This is a genomic window from Paenibacillus sp. J22P51 (assembly GCF_059692215.1).
The window spans coordinates 76,196-93,284 of sequence record NZ_JCAUAZ010000010.1 but is presented as its reverse complement, the minus strand read 5'-3'; the positions used below and the strand labels follow the sequence as shown (position 1 = coordinate 93,284).

General features: G+C 47.8%; 14 protein-coding genes. 10 read left to right on the top strand and 4 right to left on the bottom strand.

What is annotated here, in order from left to right; genetic code table 11:
- Positions 1 to 86: 86 nt before the first annotated feature.
- The 3 genes from AC58QC_RS20665 to AC58QC_RS20655 all read left to right on the top strand — a co-directional run bounded on the left by AC58QC_RS20665 (position 87) and on the right by AC58QC_RS20655 (position 3,705).
- Positions 87 to 698, top strand: a complete 612-nt coding sequence (locus AC58QC_RS20665) for a biotin transporter BioY (protein WP_497416962.1) — start codon at positions 87 to 89, stop codon at positions 696 to 698.
- A 202-nt stretch (positions 699 to 900) separates the two neighbouring features.
- Complete coding sequence (locus AC58QC_RS20660; RefSeq protein ID WP_497416961.1) at positions 901 to 2,382, top strand: S-layer homology domain-containing protein; 1,482 nt, start codon at positions 901 to 903, stop codon at positions 2,380 to 2,382.
- Positions 2,383 to 2,523: 141 nt separating this feature from the next.
- A complete protein-coding gene (locus AC58QC_RS20655; RefSeq protein ID WP_497416960.1) occupies positions 2,524 to 3,705 on the top strand; it encodes a YncE family protein in 1,182 nt (393 codons plus the stop codon).
- On the opposite strand, the gene AC58QC_RS20650 is transcribed toward AC58QC_RS20655, so the two are convergent.
- The gene (locus tag AC58QC_RS20650; RefSeq protein WP_497416959.1) at positions 3,702 to 4,397 is read right to left on the bottom strand and encodes a response regulator transcription factor; all 696 of its coding nucleotides are present in this window, start codon (positions 4,395 to 4,397) and stop codon (positions 3,702 to 3,704) included. The genes AC58QC_RS20655 and AC58QC_RS20650 overlap by 4 nt on opposite strands.
- Before the next feature lies 1 nt (position 4,398).
- Complete coding sequence (locus AC58QC_RS20645) at positions 4,399 to 6,603, bottom strand: ATP-binding protein (protein WP_497416958.1); 2,205 nt, start codon at positions 6,601 to 6,603, stop codon at positions 4,399 to 4,401.
- 251 nt (positions 6,604 to 6,854) lie between these two features.
- Between AC58QC_RS20645 and AC58QC_RS20640 the strand changes: the two genes are divergently transcribed.
- The 5 genes from AC58QC_RS20640 (at position 6,855) to AC58QC_RS20620 (ending at position 11,791) form a co-directional block, all read left to right on the top strand.
- A complete protein-coding gene (locus tag AC58QC_RS20640) occupies positions 6,855 to 7,268 on the top strand; it encodes a MarR family winged helix-turn-helix transcriptional regulator (protein WP_497416957.1) in 414 nt (137 codons plus the stop codon).
- 110 nt (positions 7,269 to 7,378) lie between these two features.
- A complete protein-coding gene (locus tag AC58QC_RS20635) occupies positions 7,379 to 8,221 on the top strand; it encodes an SDR family oxidoreductase (RefSeq protein WP_497416956.1) in 843 nt (280 codons plus the stop codon).
- Positions 8,222 to 8,624: 403 nt separating this feature from the next.
- Positions 8,625 to 9,437, top strand: coding sequence for a hypothetical protein (locus AC58QC_RS20630; RefSeq protein ID WP_497416955.1), 813 nt, complete (start codon positions 8,625 to 8,627; stop codon positions 9,435 to 9,437).
- A 90-nt stretch (positions 9,438 to 9,527) separates the two neighbouring features.
- Complete coding sequence (locus AC58QC_RS20625; RefSeq protein ID WP_497416954.1) at positions 9,528 to 10,217, top strand: response regulator transcription factor; 690 nt, start codon at positions 9,528 to 9,530, stop codon at positions 10,215 to 10,217.
- Complete coding sequence (locus AC58QC_RS20620) at positions 10,214 to 11,791, top strand: sensor histidine kinase (RefSeq protein ID WP_497416953.1); 1,578 nt, start codon at positions 10,214 to 10,216, stop codon at positions 11,789 to 11,791. Before AC58QC_RS20625 ends, AC58QC_RS20620 begins: the two co-directional genes overlap by 4 nt.
- Here the strand turns inward: AC58QC_RS20620 and AC58QC_RS20615 are convergent.
- A complete protein-coding gene (locus tag AC58QC_RS20615; protein ID WP_497416952.1) occupies positions 11,753 to 13,678 on the bottom strand; it encodes an ABC transporter permease in 1,926 nt (641 codons plus the stop codon). The genes AC58QC_RS20620 and AC58QC_RS20615 overlap by 39 nt on opposite strands.
- On the bottom strand, positions 13,665 to 14,432 hold the full coding sequence (locus tag AC58QC_RS20610; protein WP_497416951.1) for an ABC transporter ATP-binding protein: 768 nt from the start codon (positions 14,430 to 14,432) through the stop codon (positions 13,665 to 13,667). The genes AC58QC_RS20615 and AC58QC_RS20610 overlap by 14 nt, the downstream gene beginning before the upstream one ends.
- Before the next feature lie 181 nt (positions 14,433 to 14,613).
- Here AC58QC_RS20610 and AC58QC_RS20605 point away from each other — a divergent pair, with 181 nt between their 5' ends.
- Both AC58QC_RS20605 and AC58QC_RS20600 read left to right on the top strand, forming a co-directional pair.
- Positions 14,614 to 15,285: a response regulator transcription factor gene (locus AC58QC_RS20605; RefSeq protein WP_497416950.1), complete on the top strand. Its 672-nt coding sequence runs from the start codon at positions 14,614 to 14,616 to the stop codon at positions 15,283 to 15,285.
- The gene (locus AC58QC_RS20600) at positions 15,282 to 16,316 is read left to right on the top strand and encodes a sensor histidine kinase (RefSeq protein ID WP_497416949.1); all 1,035 of its coding nucleotides are present in this window, start codon (positions 15,282 to 15,284) and stop codon (positions 16,314 to 16,316) included. Before AC58QC_RS20605 ends, AC58QC_RS20600 begins: the two co-directional genes overlap by 4 nt.
- The last annotated feature ends 773 nt before the right edge of the window (positions 16,317 to 17,089 follow it).

Here is a 17,089-nt window from a genome sequence, read left to right as displayed (position 1 = left end):
GTGCTATTATCTGTATTGTCAACTTAATAACGATTCATTTGGTTTACAATAGATTAACAATACCAGAAACAGGAGTGGTCAACAATATGAAACTTACGCTACGTGGTGTTATTTTCAGTGCTTTATTTGCAGCTATTCTCGTGTTATTCAGCTTTTTCAAAATCTCAGTTGGCACAGAAGTACCTATTACCCTACAAACATTAGCTGTTATGCTTGCTGGAGGTTTACTTGGCGCGAGATACGGATTCCTAAGTATGGCCCTTGTCGTTGTGCTTACTGCAGTTGGTTTCCCACTTCTTCATGGCAGTGGAGGTCTAGGTATTGTCCTCGGACCTACCGGCGGCTTTATCATGATCTGGCCGATATCCGCGATGCTCATTGGTCTTATTTTACCTCGTATTCGCTTAAATGGCATCATGGGCTATGTCGCTGCGTTCCTTGTTCTTGAAGTTTTCGGCTCCCTGTTTCTTTATTTGGCCGGCGTACCGTGGTTAATGTATAAGGTTCCTTCCTATACGCTTGAGAAGGCAATGTTTGCTGCCTGCTATCCATTCCTTCCTGGAGATGCAATTAAAGCTGTCGTAGCTGCGCTTATCATTGCGCCTGTTCGTCAAGTCTTCCCTCCGCAACGTCTGACCGGTTCTTCTTCACACAGCATCGTTCAAAATGAGAATAAACAGGATGCACTCATTAACTAGATAACACCATTTTCGTTCAAAAAAGCTAAGGGCTGTCCTCAAAGTAGCTATAACTACTTGAGGATTGCTCTTTTTTTATTTTTACGAAATTGTAATGTCTCGCCTCTCATTTTTATGCGATTGTTATGCGCGAACAAGTAAGCTTAGTCCTGTAGACAACAGCGCAACAAACAAATCCAATAAACTTGAGGAGTGTTTCTCGATGAAAAATAACAATAAAGTTCTTGCTGCTCTCACCATTTCAGCAACTGTCGGATTATCCGCTCTTCTTCCTTACCATGCCCTAGCAGCCAGTCCATTCACGGATTCAGCAAGTTCCACTCAAATACAGTCCGCTATTGAGCTGTTAGCCCAGCAACAAGTACTATCTGGCTATGAGAACCATTCGTTTAAACCAGATCATGCTGTCACGCGCAGTGAGATTGCCAAAATGGTAGCCCTTGCGTTCCACGTGAATACGACGGTGGATGCAGCGACGTCAAGTCCTTTTCAGGATGTGACTTCGAAAGATTGGTATTATAGCTATGCAATTTCCATGCAAGCACTCGGTGCGATGAATGGTGTGGCTAGCCAGCAATTCGCTGGGGCGCAAACGATCACTTCCGAACAGCTAAGCAGCATCATTGCTACGGTGCTTAAGGTAGACGCTGCAACGATTCGTCAGTTGCCAAGCTACGCTTCACTAAGCAGCCAAGTTACCCGCGGTCAAGCTGCTTTGCTCCTTGTTGAAGCACAGAAAGTGGCACCGGTTCGCATAACGAAGCTGGAGGCTTTGAATGCTATTTCCCTGCAAGTGACATTCTCCGCACCGATTCCTGCGGCAGAATTAGAGCTGGAGCCTGCGTCCAAAAACTTTGTTTTTGACAACGGTCTTGCCATCAATAACGTACCACGCCTGAAAACAGGCTCCGTATCTACTTATATTGTTCCAGTCCCAACACAGAAAGCGGGTACAACATACTCACTAACTTATAAAGGTCAACCTGCTGTCACTTTCACAGCTAGCACAGAGCGTATTCGACTGGATTCCACAGCTCAGGTTGCCAATGATCTATTTGAAGTTGAATCCCATCTATCTGACGGTGTCGCGGATTATGGTTATGTCATTGCCGCTTACAGCAAAGGCCGTCCTGGTTCATTTATCGTTGACGCAGGGAATCGTTATAACGGCACGACGTATCAAATCCTATCCTCCATGCGGAGTCGTCAAGTACAGATCACTCCTGAGGGTGGTGCAACGATGACGGCTAACTACTTGCCTTTCACGCAAGCAACGGATGGTCGCCAAGCGCCTAAATTCATTTTACCAAACGGAGAGACCTTCCACCCTGGTGTGACATATACGGTTTCCGCAGACTGGGCGACACTGAAGAACCCTACTTTTACGGCAAAAGAAATCGCTCCGCTCCAGCTTCAATCCGCCGCTGCAGTAGATGCAAAGACGATTGCAGTCACGCTCACGCAAGATCCGAAGGATGAAATCTTCGTTTCACGCCGTGTATCCCTAACTGCTGCCGATGGTACCGTACTGACTGCTGAATACAGCTTGACGACTCGCAAAGGTGCTGTTGGGACGTTTACGCTCCTGAACAATGCTCAGCTAGCTCCAGATACGACTTATACAGTTGCGCCAGTGGGTGCATGGGCTACTTCATCTGGTGTAACTTTGAACTTGAAGAAGTAATCGTTGATTGTACAATTGAATGATAAAAAGATAAGGAAGATGACCTGTGATCAGGTTCTCTTCCTTTCCTTTGTTTGCTAAACTTATCCACAGGTACTATTTACTTAAATTCTTACATCCTAAATCCAGAGGTGACCATCTATGTTACTGAAAAATAGTTCCCTATTCGCACGATTAACGCCGCTCACGCTGTTTCTTCTCTTAGTTGGGTGCGGCAGCCAGCAATCGAATTCGGTTTCCAGCCTCAATCCGCCGAAGACATCAACACCATCTCCTACCGCAGCAGCTGCAACACAAACGCCCGCGACAAGTTCATCCCCTGCAGATGCGACCACTTCCCCTGCGACGACTACGACCTTAATGGTAACTCATTCGAAGAGTGATTATATGTCCTTCCTCGATCCCGCTTCAGGCCGGTTTGAGAAGCTTGTTGTAGGGAAAGCCCCTTTTGCCATCGCAGAGGGGCCAAACCATCGGGCTTATGTGTCGACAGCTGAGGGTGTAGCCGTTATTGATACGAACCTCCGTAAACGGATCGTACTTGTCCCTTATCAGTCCAATGTGGGTAAACCCAGCTTCGGAGAATATCGCTCGGGAGGCATGGGAATTGCGGTATCGCCAGATGGTAAATTTGCTTATGTCGGTGTCTATCTCGATGGCGGCAAGAGTCAATTAGAAATCTTAGATACGGAAAAGCTCGCAATGACGGGGCGTGTTCCTGTCGGCGTTCGACCTTTTGATGTCGTGACCAGCCTTGACGGCCTTGAGGTGTACAGTATTGACCACGACGGATATACCGTAACTGCTGTCGATCCTTTTAACCTAAAAGGTCGCACGTTAGAAGCTGCTCCCTTCGGTAAAGGCGGCTTCGAGAAGCCACACTATGCCGCCGTCCGCGCAGATGGCCGCTTACTTCTGCCTTACCAAGGACGTGGTCTTGTGGTCCTTGACCCGAAGAGCGGCAGCAATAAGACTGAACCTTTGACGGGCAACACACATCAAGAAGGCGTTACACTAACACCTGACGGTAAGCATCTGCTGATTGTTGGCATCGGTTCGGCAGGCAGCGCAACGGGCAAGCCTAATTTGACCGTACTCGATGTGAACACTTATAAAGAGAAGGTCCTCCCGTTAAGTCGCATGCACCAAATGGTCGCCAGCAGTGCCGATGGTCGTTATGCCTATCTGACAGGGGGCGTTACTTATGCCGATACTGGCTGGAATGGGATGACGGTGGTCGACCTCACAGCAGGCACAACTCGCGAATTCGAGCTGCCTGATTATCCGCTTGATGTACAGCTTCTGACGAACACAACGCCTTAATCCCCTTTCGCCATATAACCAACACCAGGGTAGGTCACAATCAGCTCCTGCCCTTCGGTGTGGGCCTTCAGCTTTTGCCGAATCCGCGCAATCGTAACGCGTAAATATTCCACCTCATCGCGATACTCACTTCCCCAAATCTCGCTCAACAGCTGTTCATGCGTCATCACTTTGCCTTCATGCTGCAAGAGAAGAACGAACAGATTATACTCTGTCTCAGTGAATTTCACTTCCACTCCATTCAGTCGGATACGTCGCTGAGCTAAATTGACATTCACCGGCCCAACGGTTAATTCGCTAACGGTGTTAGGTGCTGGCATGCGTCCATCCAAACGACGAAGGACTGCATTGACTCTGGCGAACAGCTCGTCCAACGAGAACGGCTTGGTCAAATAATCATCCGCGCCGAGATTCAACCCCTGCACTTTATCCGCGCCATTACTCCTTGCTGTTAGCATGATCACAGGCACACTGGAATAGGTGCGCAGTCTTCTTAATACTTCAAAGCCATCCATCCCCGGCATCATCAGATCTAATAAAATCAAATCCGGGTCCACAGCTTCCGCCTTCTCTAACGCTTCGCCCCCACTTTGACAGGCCACCGTCTCGAAACCCAAGGATTTAAGATTCGCAGCGATGAAACGAATGATTTTGGGTTCATCGTCGACGATCATAATTTTTTTCGTGCTCATGCTAGCTCTTCTCCTCCTTAAAGCGCGGAATCATCAGTGTGAATCGGCTTCCCTCGCCAAGCTGGCTTTCAACCTTAATAGTTCCACCGTGGGCTTCCATAATCCCTTTGCAAATCGCCAAACCAAGCCCTGTTCCCCCCGTTTGACGGCTGGAAGACACATCCACACGATAAAAACGATCAAATAGTTTAGCCAAATGCTCCGCAGCAATTCCGATCCCATTATCCTGAACGTGAACATACACATACTGATCATCCTCATGGGTGGTCACCCTAATGATCGGTTGTCGCTCATTATATCGAACCGCATTGATGAACAAGTTCAAGAAAACCTGCTCCATACGGAGTTTATCCGCATTGACAAGAGGTGTATTGGAAGGCAGCTCAACCTCGAGCTGAGGCCGAGCAGCGCTAATCTCCTCTGGCAATCTATTTCTAGCGCTTTCGATGACTGCGGCTAGCTTCAACGGTTGCGGATGAATCCCCATCGCACCCGATTCAATTTTCGATATATCCAGCCACTCATCGATGAGATCTTGGATACGGCCTATATCTTCATGAATACCTTCGAGCAGCTCTAATTTGAACTCCTCATCCCAGTTAGCATCACTGCGCAGCAAGGTTTCTACACCGCCTCGAATGCTCGTAATGGGTGTTTTGAATTCATGCGAAGCTAGTGAGATAAGATCATTTTTGAGGGCGTCGATTTCATGCTCCTTCGTCCTATCTCGCCACACATAGCCGCGGCCAAATACCCGCCCCTCGCGCGCGACTTGAAACGCGGATACCATCATAAATCGCGGCTTGCCTTGCACTGTTTTCACCGTCACAGCACTCTGTACCCTTGGCTCTGCCCTCAGCTTACTCAACTGGCGTTCATCCTGAGTGTCAGTCAAAAGCTCGGCGATTCGCTCAAATAAGTCAGCCTCTGGCATGTGTGACAATTCCCCCATAGGAATTGCGAAGCTTTCGGCCATCTGATGATTGGCATACAGCACATTATGCTGCACATCTATGAGCACTATCGCATCGGACATGCTCTCTAATACGGCATTCAACGTGGCATGCTCGTCCTGCAATCGTTGTGTTCGCTCTTCTACGCGATGCTCAAGCTCGCTATTCAGTTGGAGCAAGGCGCCTTGGTTCTCCTTGATCTGCGCCGCCATCCGGAAGAAATGCTCCGCGAGCTGATGCAGCTCCAATGGCGCTCCGCGCGGTACGACTTTCTGGTCAGGCTGCGCGAATGATCCCCCAGCCAGTCGCTGTGTATAGCCGACTAATGCATGGATCGTGCCATTCAATCTTCTGGCCAGCAGACTGCCGAGCATCACAGTTAAGATGAGCGTGAACACGAGTAAAAACAGCGTGATCCGTAAAGATTCTATGAATGCCGCATTCACGGCCGCTGTCGACCTGCTGACCCATACAATGAGATTCAAGTCAGGAATCAGCTTAAAGGTAATAAGCTCTTTATGTGCGGAGGTGCTTAACGTGTAGGTGCCTTCGCCTTGTTTTTGCATTTTGGCATCCGCTACGACAGGTTCCTTGGATAAATCCGCCATCGATTCCGTCAGTGCCGCATTCGGATGATAAATGGGCTTGCCTGCGTGATCCAGCACGACAGGATAGGCCTCTGTACCATAATCATATTTCGTAACGAGCGTCTTAATTGGCGCTAATTCTAGAACAGCCAGCACGAAGCCATCCACCTGCTTGCTGCCCTTGTAAATCGGTACGGCAATCGCTATAGCTGGTTGATTTAAGCTTTCGGGACCCTTAAATAACGAAGAAATAATAGCTTTCTGACCAGCCTTCACACGTGCTGTATAGTCCCGATCATTGACATCCGCAGCAATCAAGTCCGTGGACATCTGATGTGTAGCTTTAATGGTTCCTTTATCATCCACTACATAAATGCCCGTAAACCCCTCCAAATTCTCTTGAAGAGATTGCAGCTTCAGCGTCAGACTCTCTCGGGTCCTGAAGGCCGAATCCGAAGCCGAAATCGTAGCCGCTAATGTTTCAACCGCGTTGCGACGATAATACATATACGCTTCTACCGCGTCTCCGAGGCGATACGTCGTCTGCCGTTGATTTTGGTTCGTTTCCTGCGTAATATGCTTAATTTGTGAAACCTGGAAGCCGCCTAGAATCAATATCGGAATCAAGGCCATTAGGGCAAATGTGATCGTTAAATGTGACCTCATGGAATAATGCTTCAATATGAAAATACCCCGCTCTCCATCTCAAGCTTTTGCTAAGCTTTCCAACTTATTTTACCACTGTCAAATTTGTAATGAAAATGAAATCTAACCTTCATGTTGTTTTAATGTACAATGCCTATAATAAAGACCAACCCCCCTTTAAAATATATAAACTTAGACCCACAGCCCGTTGCTGTGGGTCATTTTTTTTGGCATACTAGGTTTTAAACACTAACTAATAAGGGCGGCCTCGCATGACACCTGAACATGAATGGATGACGACCAAATTTCGCGAGATCAAGAATGTCATTTCCTCCTACTTAACGCAGGTGCTGCCTCAATTCCAGATATCACCGATCATGATGTATGTCTTAGAGTACCTGCGCAAGCATCCCGATTGCATCGCGGTGGATATAGCCAACGAATTCGGGCTAACCCGCGGAGCGATTACACAACTACTGGATAAAATGGAGGAGCAAGGCTTGCTCGTCCGCAAACCTCATCCGACCAGCCGACGAAGTCATTTGCTTCAGATGACGGATAAAGGGAATGAGCTCATAGTTAGCATCTTGGCTGCGTATAATACGAAAATCGACCAACTCTTCACTTCCTATACAAAGGATGAAATCGCTGCATTGCAACAACTATTAGCTAAAATGCCTGTCTAAAATCCCAACTTAGGTTGGGATTTTTAATTTCCAGTTGACTGTTTTGTTCGTATTGTATATTGTTTAGTATCTAAACAGTTGAATAATTAAACACATAAGGAGTGTTTCATATGCATGGAATTATGGCGATTACCGGAGCTTCATCAGGTATCGGACTGGCAACGGCATTGAAATTTGCCGAGCTCGGCTGGACTGTCTACGCTGGAACGCGCAATGTTGCTCGTGATCAGGAGCAGTACAAAGACGTAGCGAATCTTTATTTTATGGAAATGGAAGTGACTGAACCACAATCTATGGAGCGTGCTCTTGGGATTATAGAAGAGAAGCATGGCTATCTGGATGTGCTGTTCTGTAATGCAGGCTTCGGCTTCCTCCGGTCACTTGGTCAAGCTAGCTTCGAAGAGATTCAAGCTGTATTCGATACGAATGTATACGGGGTGATGCATACGATTCGGGCAGGCCTTCCCCTGCTTCGCAAATCGGATTCCGCTCATCTCATCACGACAACGAGTGTTGGCGGCTTGGTCGGTCAACCCTTCAATGAAATCTACTGCGCAGCGAAATTCGCTGTTGAGGGTTTGCTTGAAAGCTTGGCTACCTACTATAAGCCTGCCTTCAATATCGATGTCACACTACTAGAGCCTGGGGCGATCGCGACGAACTTTAACGCTACCGTACTGGGCCATGTGCAGAAAACCGGCGGCATCTTGGAAGATGACTACAAACCAATCATAACCCAATACTTGGACACGTTCGCCAAACGCAATTCGGTGCCGCAAACCCCAGAGTCTGTTGCCGATGTTGTCGTGAAGCTCGTGACCGAGATGGAGCCTAAGCCGCTTCGTCTTCGCACTTCTGAGCAAGCGGAGGCTTTCGTCCAGTTCAAAGTGAGTCAAGACCCCACTGGTCTTGCGGGGATGCTGAATACACGTAAGCTGCATTTGAATATGTAAGGTTGGCGCATGTGGCAATCCAAATTGCTGCGATTGTGCATCTTTTTCGCTGCAATTTACACGTATCGCGGTAATTCCTACGATTATGCAGGAATTATCACTCTTTCAAGAGCTGGCGAGCAATTTCTTCTCAACAACCTGCATATTTGCAGGAATTCTTCACTAGAGAACCTTCAAGGCTCGAAAATCCTGTAGATTTGCAGTCTTCCCATTTTCATATTGGAATGGATCATACGACACCACCTAAGAGGAGCACCATGCCTTAAGGGTGGTGTTTTTCTCATAAACACATAATTTCCCACAATGTTGCGATAGGATGTCCATAATGTTTCGGTACAGTAAGGGTGTAAGGGAAATCAACCATCCCTTACACGCAACACAAATCGAAAGGAGTTTTCTCACGATGAAAACAACATGGAAAAAACGCGCCGTTCAAACAAGCATGCTCGCTATTATGACAACCATCGCATTTGGTGCTGTAAGTGCATCTGCGGCAGATACGGCAACTGAAGCGAAACCAGTTCAAGCTATTCAAATGGTGAAAGCAATAGGAGCAACGCCTGGTGTATTCTTCGGCTCTTCGAATGCAAGCTTGCTGAACCAACCAGCGCATGAGCGAAACTACTTGAAGATGCTAGCGAGTACATACACACCAGATGCGCTTGCTGATTGGAAGAAAGCATTGGATGATCGGAAGCAAGTAGAAACTGATTTTCCGAAGTCTTCCTTCAACCTGTCCAAGGGCGAAACGATCTCCAAGGCTTCTTTAACTGGTAAAGTGGATGGTGATGGTGATGGTGATGTTGTTTCATCAGTTACTATCACTTCCACTCTAGATGATGCAAAAGGTGAAATGCTCTCTATGGATGTGTTAAGTTCACCTCCACAATTGCTGGAAGGTTCAAAAAATGGTTTCTTTAGCTTCCGTGCTAATGCTAGCAGTACTGCTCCCGCTGAAGGTCAGGCTCCACAACAGTCTACTCAAGTTCTTCCAGTTGAGGACATTGCCGCCGCGGGTGATATAATGGAATTGGAGTTGCCTGAATCCTTTAAACGTCAGCAAAAGCTCGCCGAAGCCGTTGAGGCTGATGATACTGAAACGATTCGCGGCTTACTGCCAGAGTTGTTGAAGGATTATGTGAAAGAAACCGAATCTTTACGTGAAGTGAGTAAAAAAATCAAAGAACAGCAACCAACGGAAGCTGAGAAAAAATAGTTTGATTGTATGGAGTGGAACCGATCGCACTTAATGGCGAATCGGCTCCACTTTTCCACATGTTATTTAGGAAAGTAGGCCTGGTATACGATGTATAGTATCTATTTAGTAGAAGATGAGGAGCATTTAAGAGGCGTGCTAGCGGCCTATTTGGAGAAAGAGGGGTGGCAAGTGCGTTCGTTCCCCGATGGGACCTCAGCAAGAGAAGCGATCTCGGAGCGGCCGGACTTGTGGGTCCTCGATATTATGTTACCTGGCGTAGATGGCTTCCAACTCATACGTGAGATTAAAGCTGACCAGCCATCGCAGCCGGTGATCTTCATATCGGCCCGCGATGCCGATATCGATCGCATTATTGGCCTTGAGCTTGGAAGCGATGACTACTTGGCGAAGCCATTCTTGCCCCGAGAGCTTGTGATTCGTTCACGAAAGCTGCTGGAACGGGTCTATGGAAATGGCGTGCTGACAGCTTCAATGGAGCGCCGTGCGCAGCTCACTACGCTAGCTTCCTACACCATCGATGAGGCCGCGCGCACAGTTACGGATAGCGTTGGCAACACGCTCGATTTGACTTCGAAGGAATTCGAGCTGTTGCTCTACTTCGCCCAAAACCAAGGGCAAGTGCTTGAACGCGAACAAGTACTTCGCGCGGTTTGGGGCATCGACTACTTTGGCACGGATCGTGTCGTCGATGATTTAGTGCGGAGACTCCGCCGCAAGCTGCCGGACATGCGTTTAGAAACCGTATACGGATACGGATATAGGATGGTGAAAGCATGAGACTTCGACTAGGCCAGTGGCCGCTTGCCATAAAATTATGGGGAGCCTTCGCCGCATTAACGTTACTGATTTTCACCTTGCTAGCGGTACTATTACCTTGGACGCTAAAGGGGTTTTTCACCGAGCAGCTGTATGATATTTTGATGGATACCCAAAGCGGACTCCACGTTGAAGCGACGAAGGCGGTGTCGAGCCCTGTTTTTGCTTTGCCTTTGTCCCCTCAGCCCGTGGAAATAACACCGAAATCGATTCAATCCTTAGAGAGCCGTGTGGTCGTCGCACCTCCGAAAACTGAAGAAATCACCGGTACAAGTATTGTGAGTGTCACAGCAGCATCAACTGGGGTTCTTACGGAGACTGGCGTAGCGTTAGATCCCTCTATGTTGGCCACGCAGCTCACCTTGCCTGTTCAGGCCACAATAACCGGCCCGTCCATTCGTCATTTTATGATTAACGGTGCACAAGCTGCTCATGCTATCGCGACAACAACCTCCAGCACGGATCCGTTCATCGCAGCCATGGAGAAGGATGCGTTGGCCCAGATGCAGCCCGTAGCGAAGTACACGCGTAATATAGATAACAACAGCATCTTTTATGTGATCCGAAAAGAAATCGTCCAAGGAGCACCTAGCTTCATCGTTTCCTATGCTTGGGGGAACTACCGCAATGATTTAATCATATCTATGTTCGCCAGACTGATACTGTTGATGGTAGGCCTTATCGTTGTCAGCTGGCTGCCATGCTTATTGCTTGCGCGCTATTTCACACGTCCACTCGTCCAGATGGAACAACATGTGGGACGAATGGCCGAGCGCGATTGGCATGAGCCCATGGACACAGGCCGTCGCAATGATGAGATTGGCCGACTCGGCAAAGCCATCGAATTGATGCGTCAGCGGCTTGTGAAGCAGGATCGCGCACAGCAATTCTTCCTGCAGCATACGTCGCACGAGCTAAAAACACCGGTCATGGTGATTCGCAGCTACGCGCAATCTATCCAAGACGGTGTTTTTCCGAAGGGCACTTTGGGCGCCAGTATTGGTGTCATTATGAAAGAAGGCGAACGCCTAGAGAAGCGCATCCGCGATCTGCTACTGCTGAATAAATTGAATTATTTCACAGCCAAAGAGAAGCCATTCCATGCTTTTGAGATTAAAGCCGTCACCGAAGATGTCGTGGAACGACTCCGCTACAAGCGTCCCGAGATTAACTGGGAGCTGGATTTAGCTACCCATACCCTCATCGGAGATCAAGAGCAATGGAAGATCGCCCTAGAAAACATGCTCGACAACCAGCTTCGCTATGCCGAGAGCTGTATTCGCATCCGTGTGAAGCCCGCTCCTCATTTTGAAATCCGGATGCATAACGACGGCCCGCTGCTAGATCAAGACATCGCGGATAATCTGTTTGAACCGTTCCGCACCGGCGGTAAGGGGCAATTCGGTCTCGGCCTTGCCATTGTGAAACAAATTATGGATCATCATGGGATGAGCGTTCGTGCTGTGAATGAAAGCGAGGGCGTTACTTTTACCATTTTACCTGCCAACAATACGGTTGGAGGCCCCGAGACATAGCACATAGTAGCAGAAATAAATGGCCGCATAGAGGATCGTCGAAGTTAAAATAGGGACGACAAGATTGCCTGTAATTAGCTGGATCGTCGCCAGGGCCTTGAGAACCATGATGCTGTGAACAACCCCAAGTAAAAGAGGCAGCATGAACACGAACAGCGTCTGTTTGGCAATCGTCGTCCGGATTTCCTTGCGGCTTACGCCGATTTTGCGCAGCATCGCATAACGTTCTTTATCTTCGTTGGCGTCCGTCAGCTGTTTGAAGTAAATCATGCAGCCCGTCGCGGCCAGAAAAACAAGTCCTAGGAAGCCAAGCGTGAATATGTTCAAGCCAGCTGACTCCATGTTTTGCCGATATTGATAATAATAGGAGGACATCCCGTTCTGTTCCGTTTTCAGCTTTATTAGGGAATCGCTGGTCAGCTTCGTTGACCCTTGATCCTTGACGACATATCCATTATACGTCACTTCTTCTGATCCTGGGAGCAGCTTGGCATACAAGCTGTTACTGACGATGAAGACGAGATCAGGGAAGCCCCAAGGAAGCATTCTTCCTACAATAAGCTGTTCGACGGTTAAGGTTTGGCTGCCTGCCGATGAGTTGAAGCTGATCGTGTTCCCTTTCACTTCATTTTCGGTAAAGGTGGAATACTTCGGTTGAATAACGGCGATTTCGTTATCTTTGAGCGTAACCTGCCCCTGCCTGTCTAGAACCTCTGAGGTACGATTGTACATGGATGCAGACACCAGCTTAATGGGAACTGAACTAGGTGAATAACTAGATGGATGATAAAAGAAGTTCGTCACATCCGCCGTAACTCGAATGATCGGTACATCAAGTTTTGTCGTGATCGGATGATCTTTATCCTGCTCCAAAATGGCGCTAACCTGCCCATCAAAGTTAGCTCCTTGCGAAATGTGCATGTAGCTGAAAGGAGCTTCCTCCTCCGCTTCCTTTGTTACTGTAAAATAAGAGCTTGAACCAACCGTAACCGCACAAAGCGTTAGCGCACTTAGCAGCGCAATCATTGTGAACATCCGCGTATTCCCTCGAATGCGATAAATCAATTGTGCTGTCGAGATCATATTCATGCCTCTATAATAACGAGACTTCGTCTTTTGGGCGATTTTCAAAATGTAGATGAGTGCATACCGAAATAGCAGATAGGTACCGGCGATCAAGGTGCCGAAGATAATGAGGAAATTCCGTCCCATTTGCGCCCCTGTCGTCATCGGTTGGAACACCGCCCAGTACCCGATAACCAGCAGCACTACGGCCAAAACAGCTGAAAAAGCAGACGGCTTCGGTACCTGCTCCCCTTCTTGCTCCGCTTTGAATAATTCGACCAGCTGGAAGCGGTAGATCAAGCGATAGCTATGGATCGAGGTTACCACCATAATAATCGCAAACACGATCAGTGTGTTCACAATCGCCTCGGTCGAAATACTGAAACTAACTTCAACGGTAGAATCCAGTAATTTGAGATACATCATCGCAAACAGCTTGGACAGCAAAGTGCCCAGAACGATTCCCACTGCAACGGCGCCAATGCCCATCATCATATTTTCATAAAATAACATCGTGCCAATCTTACGTTTCCTCACGCCAAGTAAAGCGTATAAGCCCACTTCTTTCTTTCGCTTTTTAGTGAAAAATGAGTTCGAGTACCAGATAAACACAGCCGCAAATAGGATGAGAATGATCGAAGCTTGTGTAAAGACGGACTTCATGCCCTCCCATTTCTGTACATTTGCTGCAATCTCCTCGCTGTAACGTAAGGAAACGAACGTATAGTAGATCACGACACTGAAGATCATCGAAATGAAATAAATCAAATAGTTCTTCAGATTTCCAAGGACATTCCTTCTGGCCAGACTAAATAAGGTCACTTGCTCCACCCCCTAGTACCGAGAGCACGTCCATTACCTTATTGAAAAATTCCTTCCGGGAAGACGTCCCCTTATTTAACTCCGTAAATAATTTACCATCTTTAATAAAGACAACGCGTGTACAATAGCTAGCTGCAAAAGCATCGTGTGTCACAATGAGGATCGTTGACTGATCCTGCACGTTCAAGCTCTGTAAGCTTTCCAGTAGCTCTGTCGCCGACTTGGAATCGAGTGCCCCCGTTGGTTCATCGGCTAGCACGAGACTGGGGTTCGACACGATGGCGCGACACGCGGCAGTACGCTGTTTTTGCCCGCCTGAAATTTGGTACGGGTACTTATCCAGCAGTGGATCGATGCCGAACTTCTTGCTGATGACCTCTACGCGGCGCTCCAATTCAGCCACATTCATTCTTGCTAAGGCAAGCGGGAGTATGATATTCTCCTTCACAGTCAATGTATCCAGCAGATTATAATCCTGAAAAATAAATCCCAGCTTCTCACGGCGGAAGGTCGCCAACTCTGCCTCCTTCATCTTTATCAGACTCATTCCGTCAACGACGATTTCCCCCGAGGTTGGCTGATCGATCGTGGCTAACATGTTCAGCAAGGTCGTTTTGCCCGATCCGGATGGGCCCATAATGCCGACGAATTCGCCCTCAGTGATGGTTAAATTGATATCCTGCAACGCCGTAAATACATTTCCTTTAGATCCATATACCTTCTTCAGTTGCTTCGCTTCAACAATGGTTTTCATATCGGTTAATCCTCCAATAAGCATGGTTTGTTTCTTAATACCTCTATCCTACTATCTACGCGTCTGCGCAACCATCGAAGTAACTTACAACTCCTTTGCGTTACCTTACAATTTTGTCATGATTATGCTACCATTTCTGGAGAAGTGACATTTGTCAGGTTGAGGAGGCATGGAACTGTCTGTGAAAATTATGATCGTGGAAGATGATAAAACGATACGGGATACGGTGGCTGAAGCACTGGGCCGCTGGGGGTTTGAAGCGGTTATTGTCGAACAATTCGATGCCGTACTCACCATCTATGTGAAGGAAAATCCCCAACTTGTGCTAATGGATATTAATTTGCCGGCGTTCGACGGATTCTACTGGTGCCGCCAAATCAGGGAAATATCGAATGTGCCGATTCTCTTCCTCTCCTCCCGAAATACACCTATGGATATGGTCATGTCGATGAATATGGGTGGCGATGATTTTATCCAGAAGCCATTCTACACCGACGTCTTAGTGGCGAAAATCAATGCTCTGCTTCGCAGAACCTACTCCTACATGGAGACAGCGGCCAATGTGATGGCGCATAATGGTATCGTCCTTAATTTGAAGGATGGCGACATTGCTTGCGGGGATCAGAAGGCGGAGCTCACCCGAAATGAGTTCAAGATTTTAACGATTCTCCTGCAGCATCAAGGTGCTATCGTTAGCCGTGAGCAGATGATGCGTGGTCTCTGGGAGGATGAGAGCTTCGTCGACGATAATACGTTAACCGTTAATATTACCCGCCTGCGCAAAAAGCTTGCAGAACTTGGACGCGACGATTTCATCACAACTAAGAAAGGGCAAGGGTACATGATCCCATGAGCTTTCTCTCCTATTTGAAGGATAAACGATATTTCATGGTGATGTATGCGGTGACGATGCTATTCGTTTCCCTGATCATGCTTGTCAGTGTGAAGGGTCAGGCTGCTCTTAATAATATCGCCTATACGAACGCGGGTTGTTTCCTATTTGCGGCTTCCTATGTGACAGTTGGCTACTTCTATCGCAAATCCTTCTATAAGGAACTTTATGAATTTCTAGGTAAAAACCAACATCAAGATTGGGCCATCGCGGCGATGCCCGAGCCTCAAAACAACGAGCAAGAGCTCTATCTCCAGCTGTTAACTCAGCTGTCTAAAGATCAAGCTCATGAGACGCAGCTCCTTCATGCGGAGATTCGTAACCATCAGGACTTCATCCTCTCTTGGATTCATGAAGTGAAGCTGCCCATTGCAGCCAGCCGTCTGATCATGGAGAACCGCGCTGGCAAGACCGCCGAATATCTCGTGGACAAGCTCGAGGACGAGCTAAGCAAGATCGACAGCTATGTGGAGCAAGCGCTCTACTATTCGCGAATAGACTCCTTCTCAAGAGATTATTTCATCTCAGAGTTGTCGCTGACCACCCTTGTGAAGGATAGTGTCAAGAAGGTCGCCAAGCTATTTATTGCCAAACGGATACGTCCCGACATGGAAGAGCTCACACATCATGTGAACAGTGACAGCAAGTGGTTGGGCTACATCGTGAACCAGATTGTGGCGAATGCTTTGACCTATACCGAGAATGGCGGCAGTATCACCTTCCGCTCAGAGGAATCGGAGTCCGAGAAGCGGCTGATCATTCGAGATACAGGGATAGGGATTGATTCGGCTGACCTAGGCCGTGTTTTTGATAAAGGCTTCACAGGTAAAAATGGCCGAACGTACAGCCGCTCTACTGGGATGGGGCTCTACTTGGCCAAGCAAATGGCGATCAAGCTGGGGCATGATCTGTCGATTATGTCGACCGAGGGCGAGGGGACCACAGTCACCATTCATTTCATGAAGATGCAGCATTATAATGATTTGCGCTGATGGTTACAACAGTGAGAAAAGCCTCCAAACCTGTTGTGTTCAGGTTGGAGGCTTTTTGTGATTTTGGGGGAGCTGTTGGTTCTGCCACCCAACGGCTCATGCTCACCCAGTGAATGCGGAACGTAGATCCGCTATTTTGGAGAAAACGACGGATCACCGAGAGTTACGGAACGTAATTCCGCTATTTTGGCTTTTTGGGCCTCAAACTGGCGTCATTTGTTCGAATAGCGTCCTGTCGTTCCGTAACTTTTGATATTCGAGCCATTTCAGGCGAATAGCGAACTGATGTTCCAAAACTCCAGCGGCTACCTTCGGTTTGGTTGGTGCGGATGGCTACCTGCAGGTGGTGGCGGGTGATTATCTCCAGTTCGCATCGGGGATTGCTACCCGAGGTTGGCTGAGACAGGGAATCTGCGACTCGGTTACTCGCCGGAACCACTTTTCTGTTGTATCTACAACAGATTACATAGAAGAAACAGAAGCCTCTACCTTAGCAGCTGGTTGCTCGTGCTAACCACGATAGCCACGGCACCAATGATGCCTAAGGTCCACGTCTCCCAATCCAACTCCAATCCCAACTCATATCCCAAACAAGCTAAACATATACCCTCCATTGGATAAATCCAATTTATCGCTCGTACAAGTAGCTCAAATAGCGATTTGATTGGACAAATCCACTCAAACGCGCCAAAATCGCGCTTTTTCGCCCCAATTATGTCCTCTCGAATGTATAAATCCAATAAAATGTCAGATATCAGCCTTCGAAAGGAGAT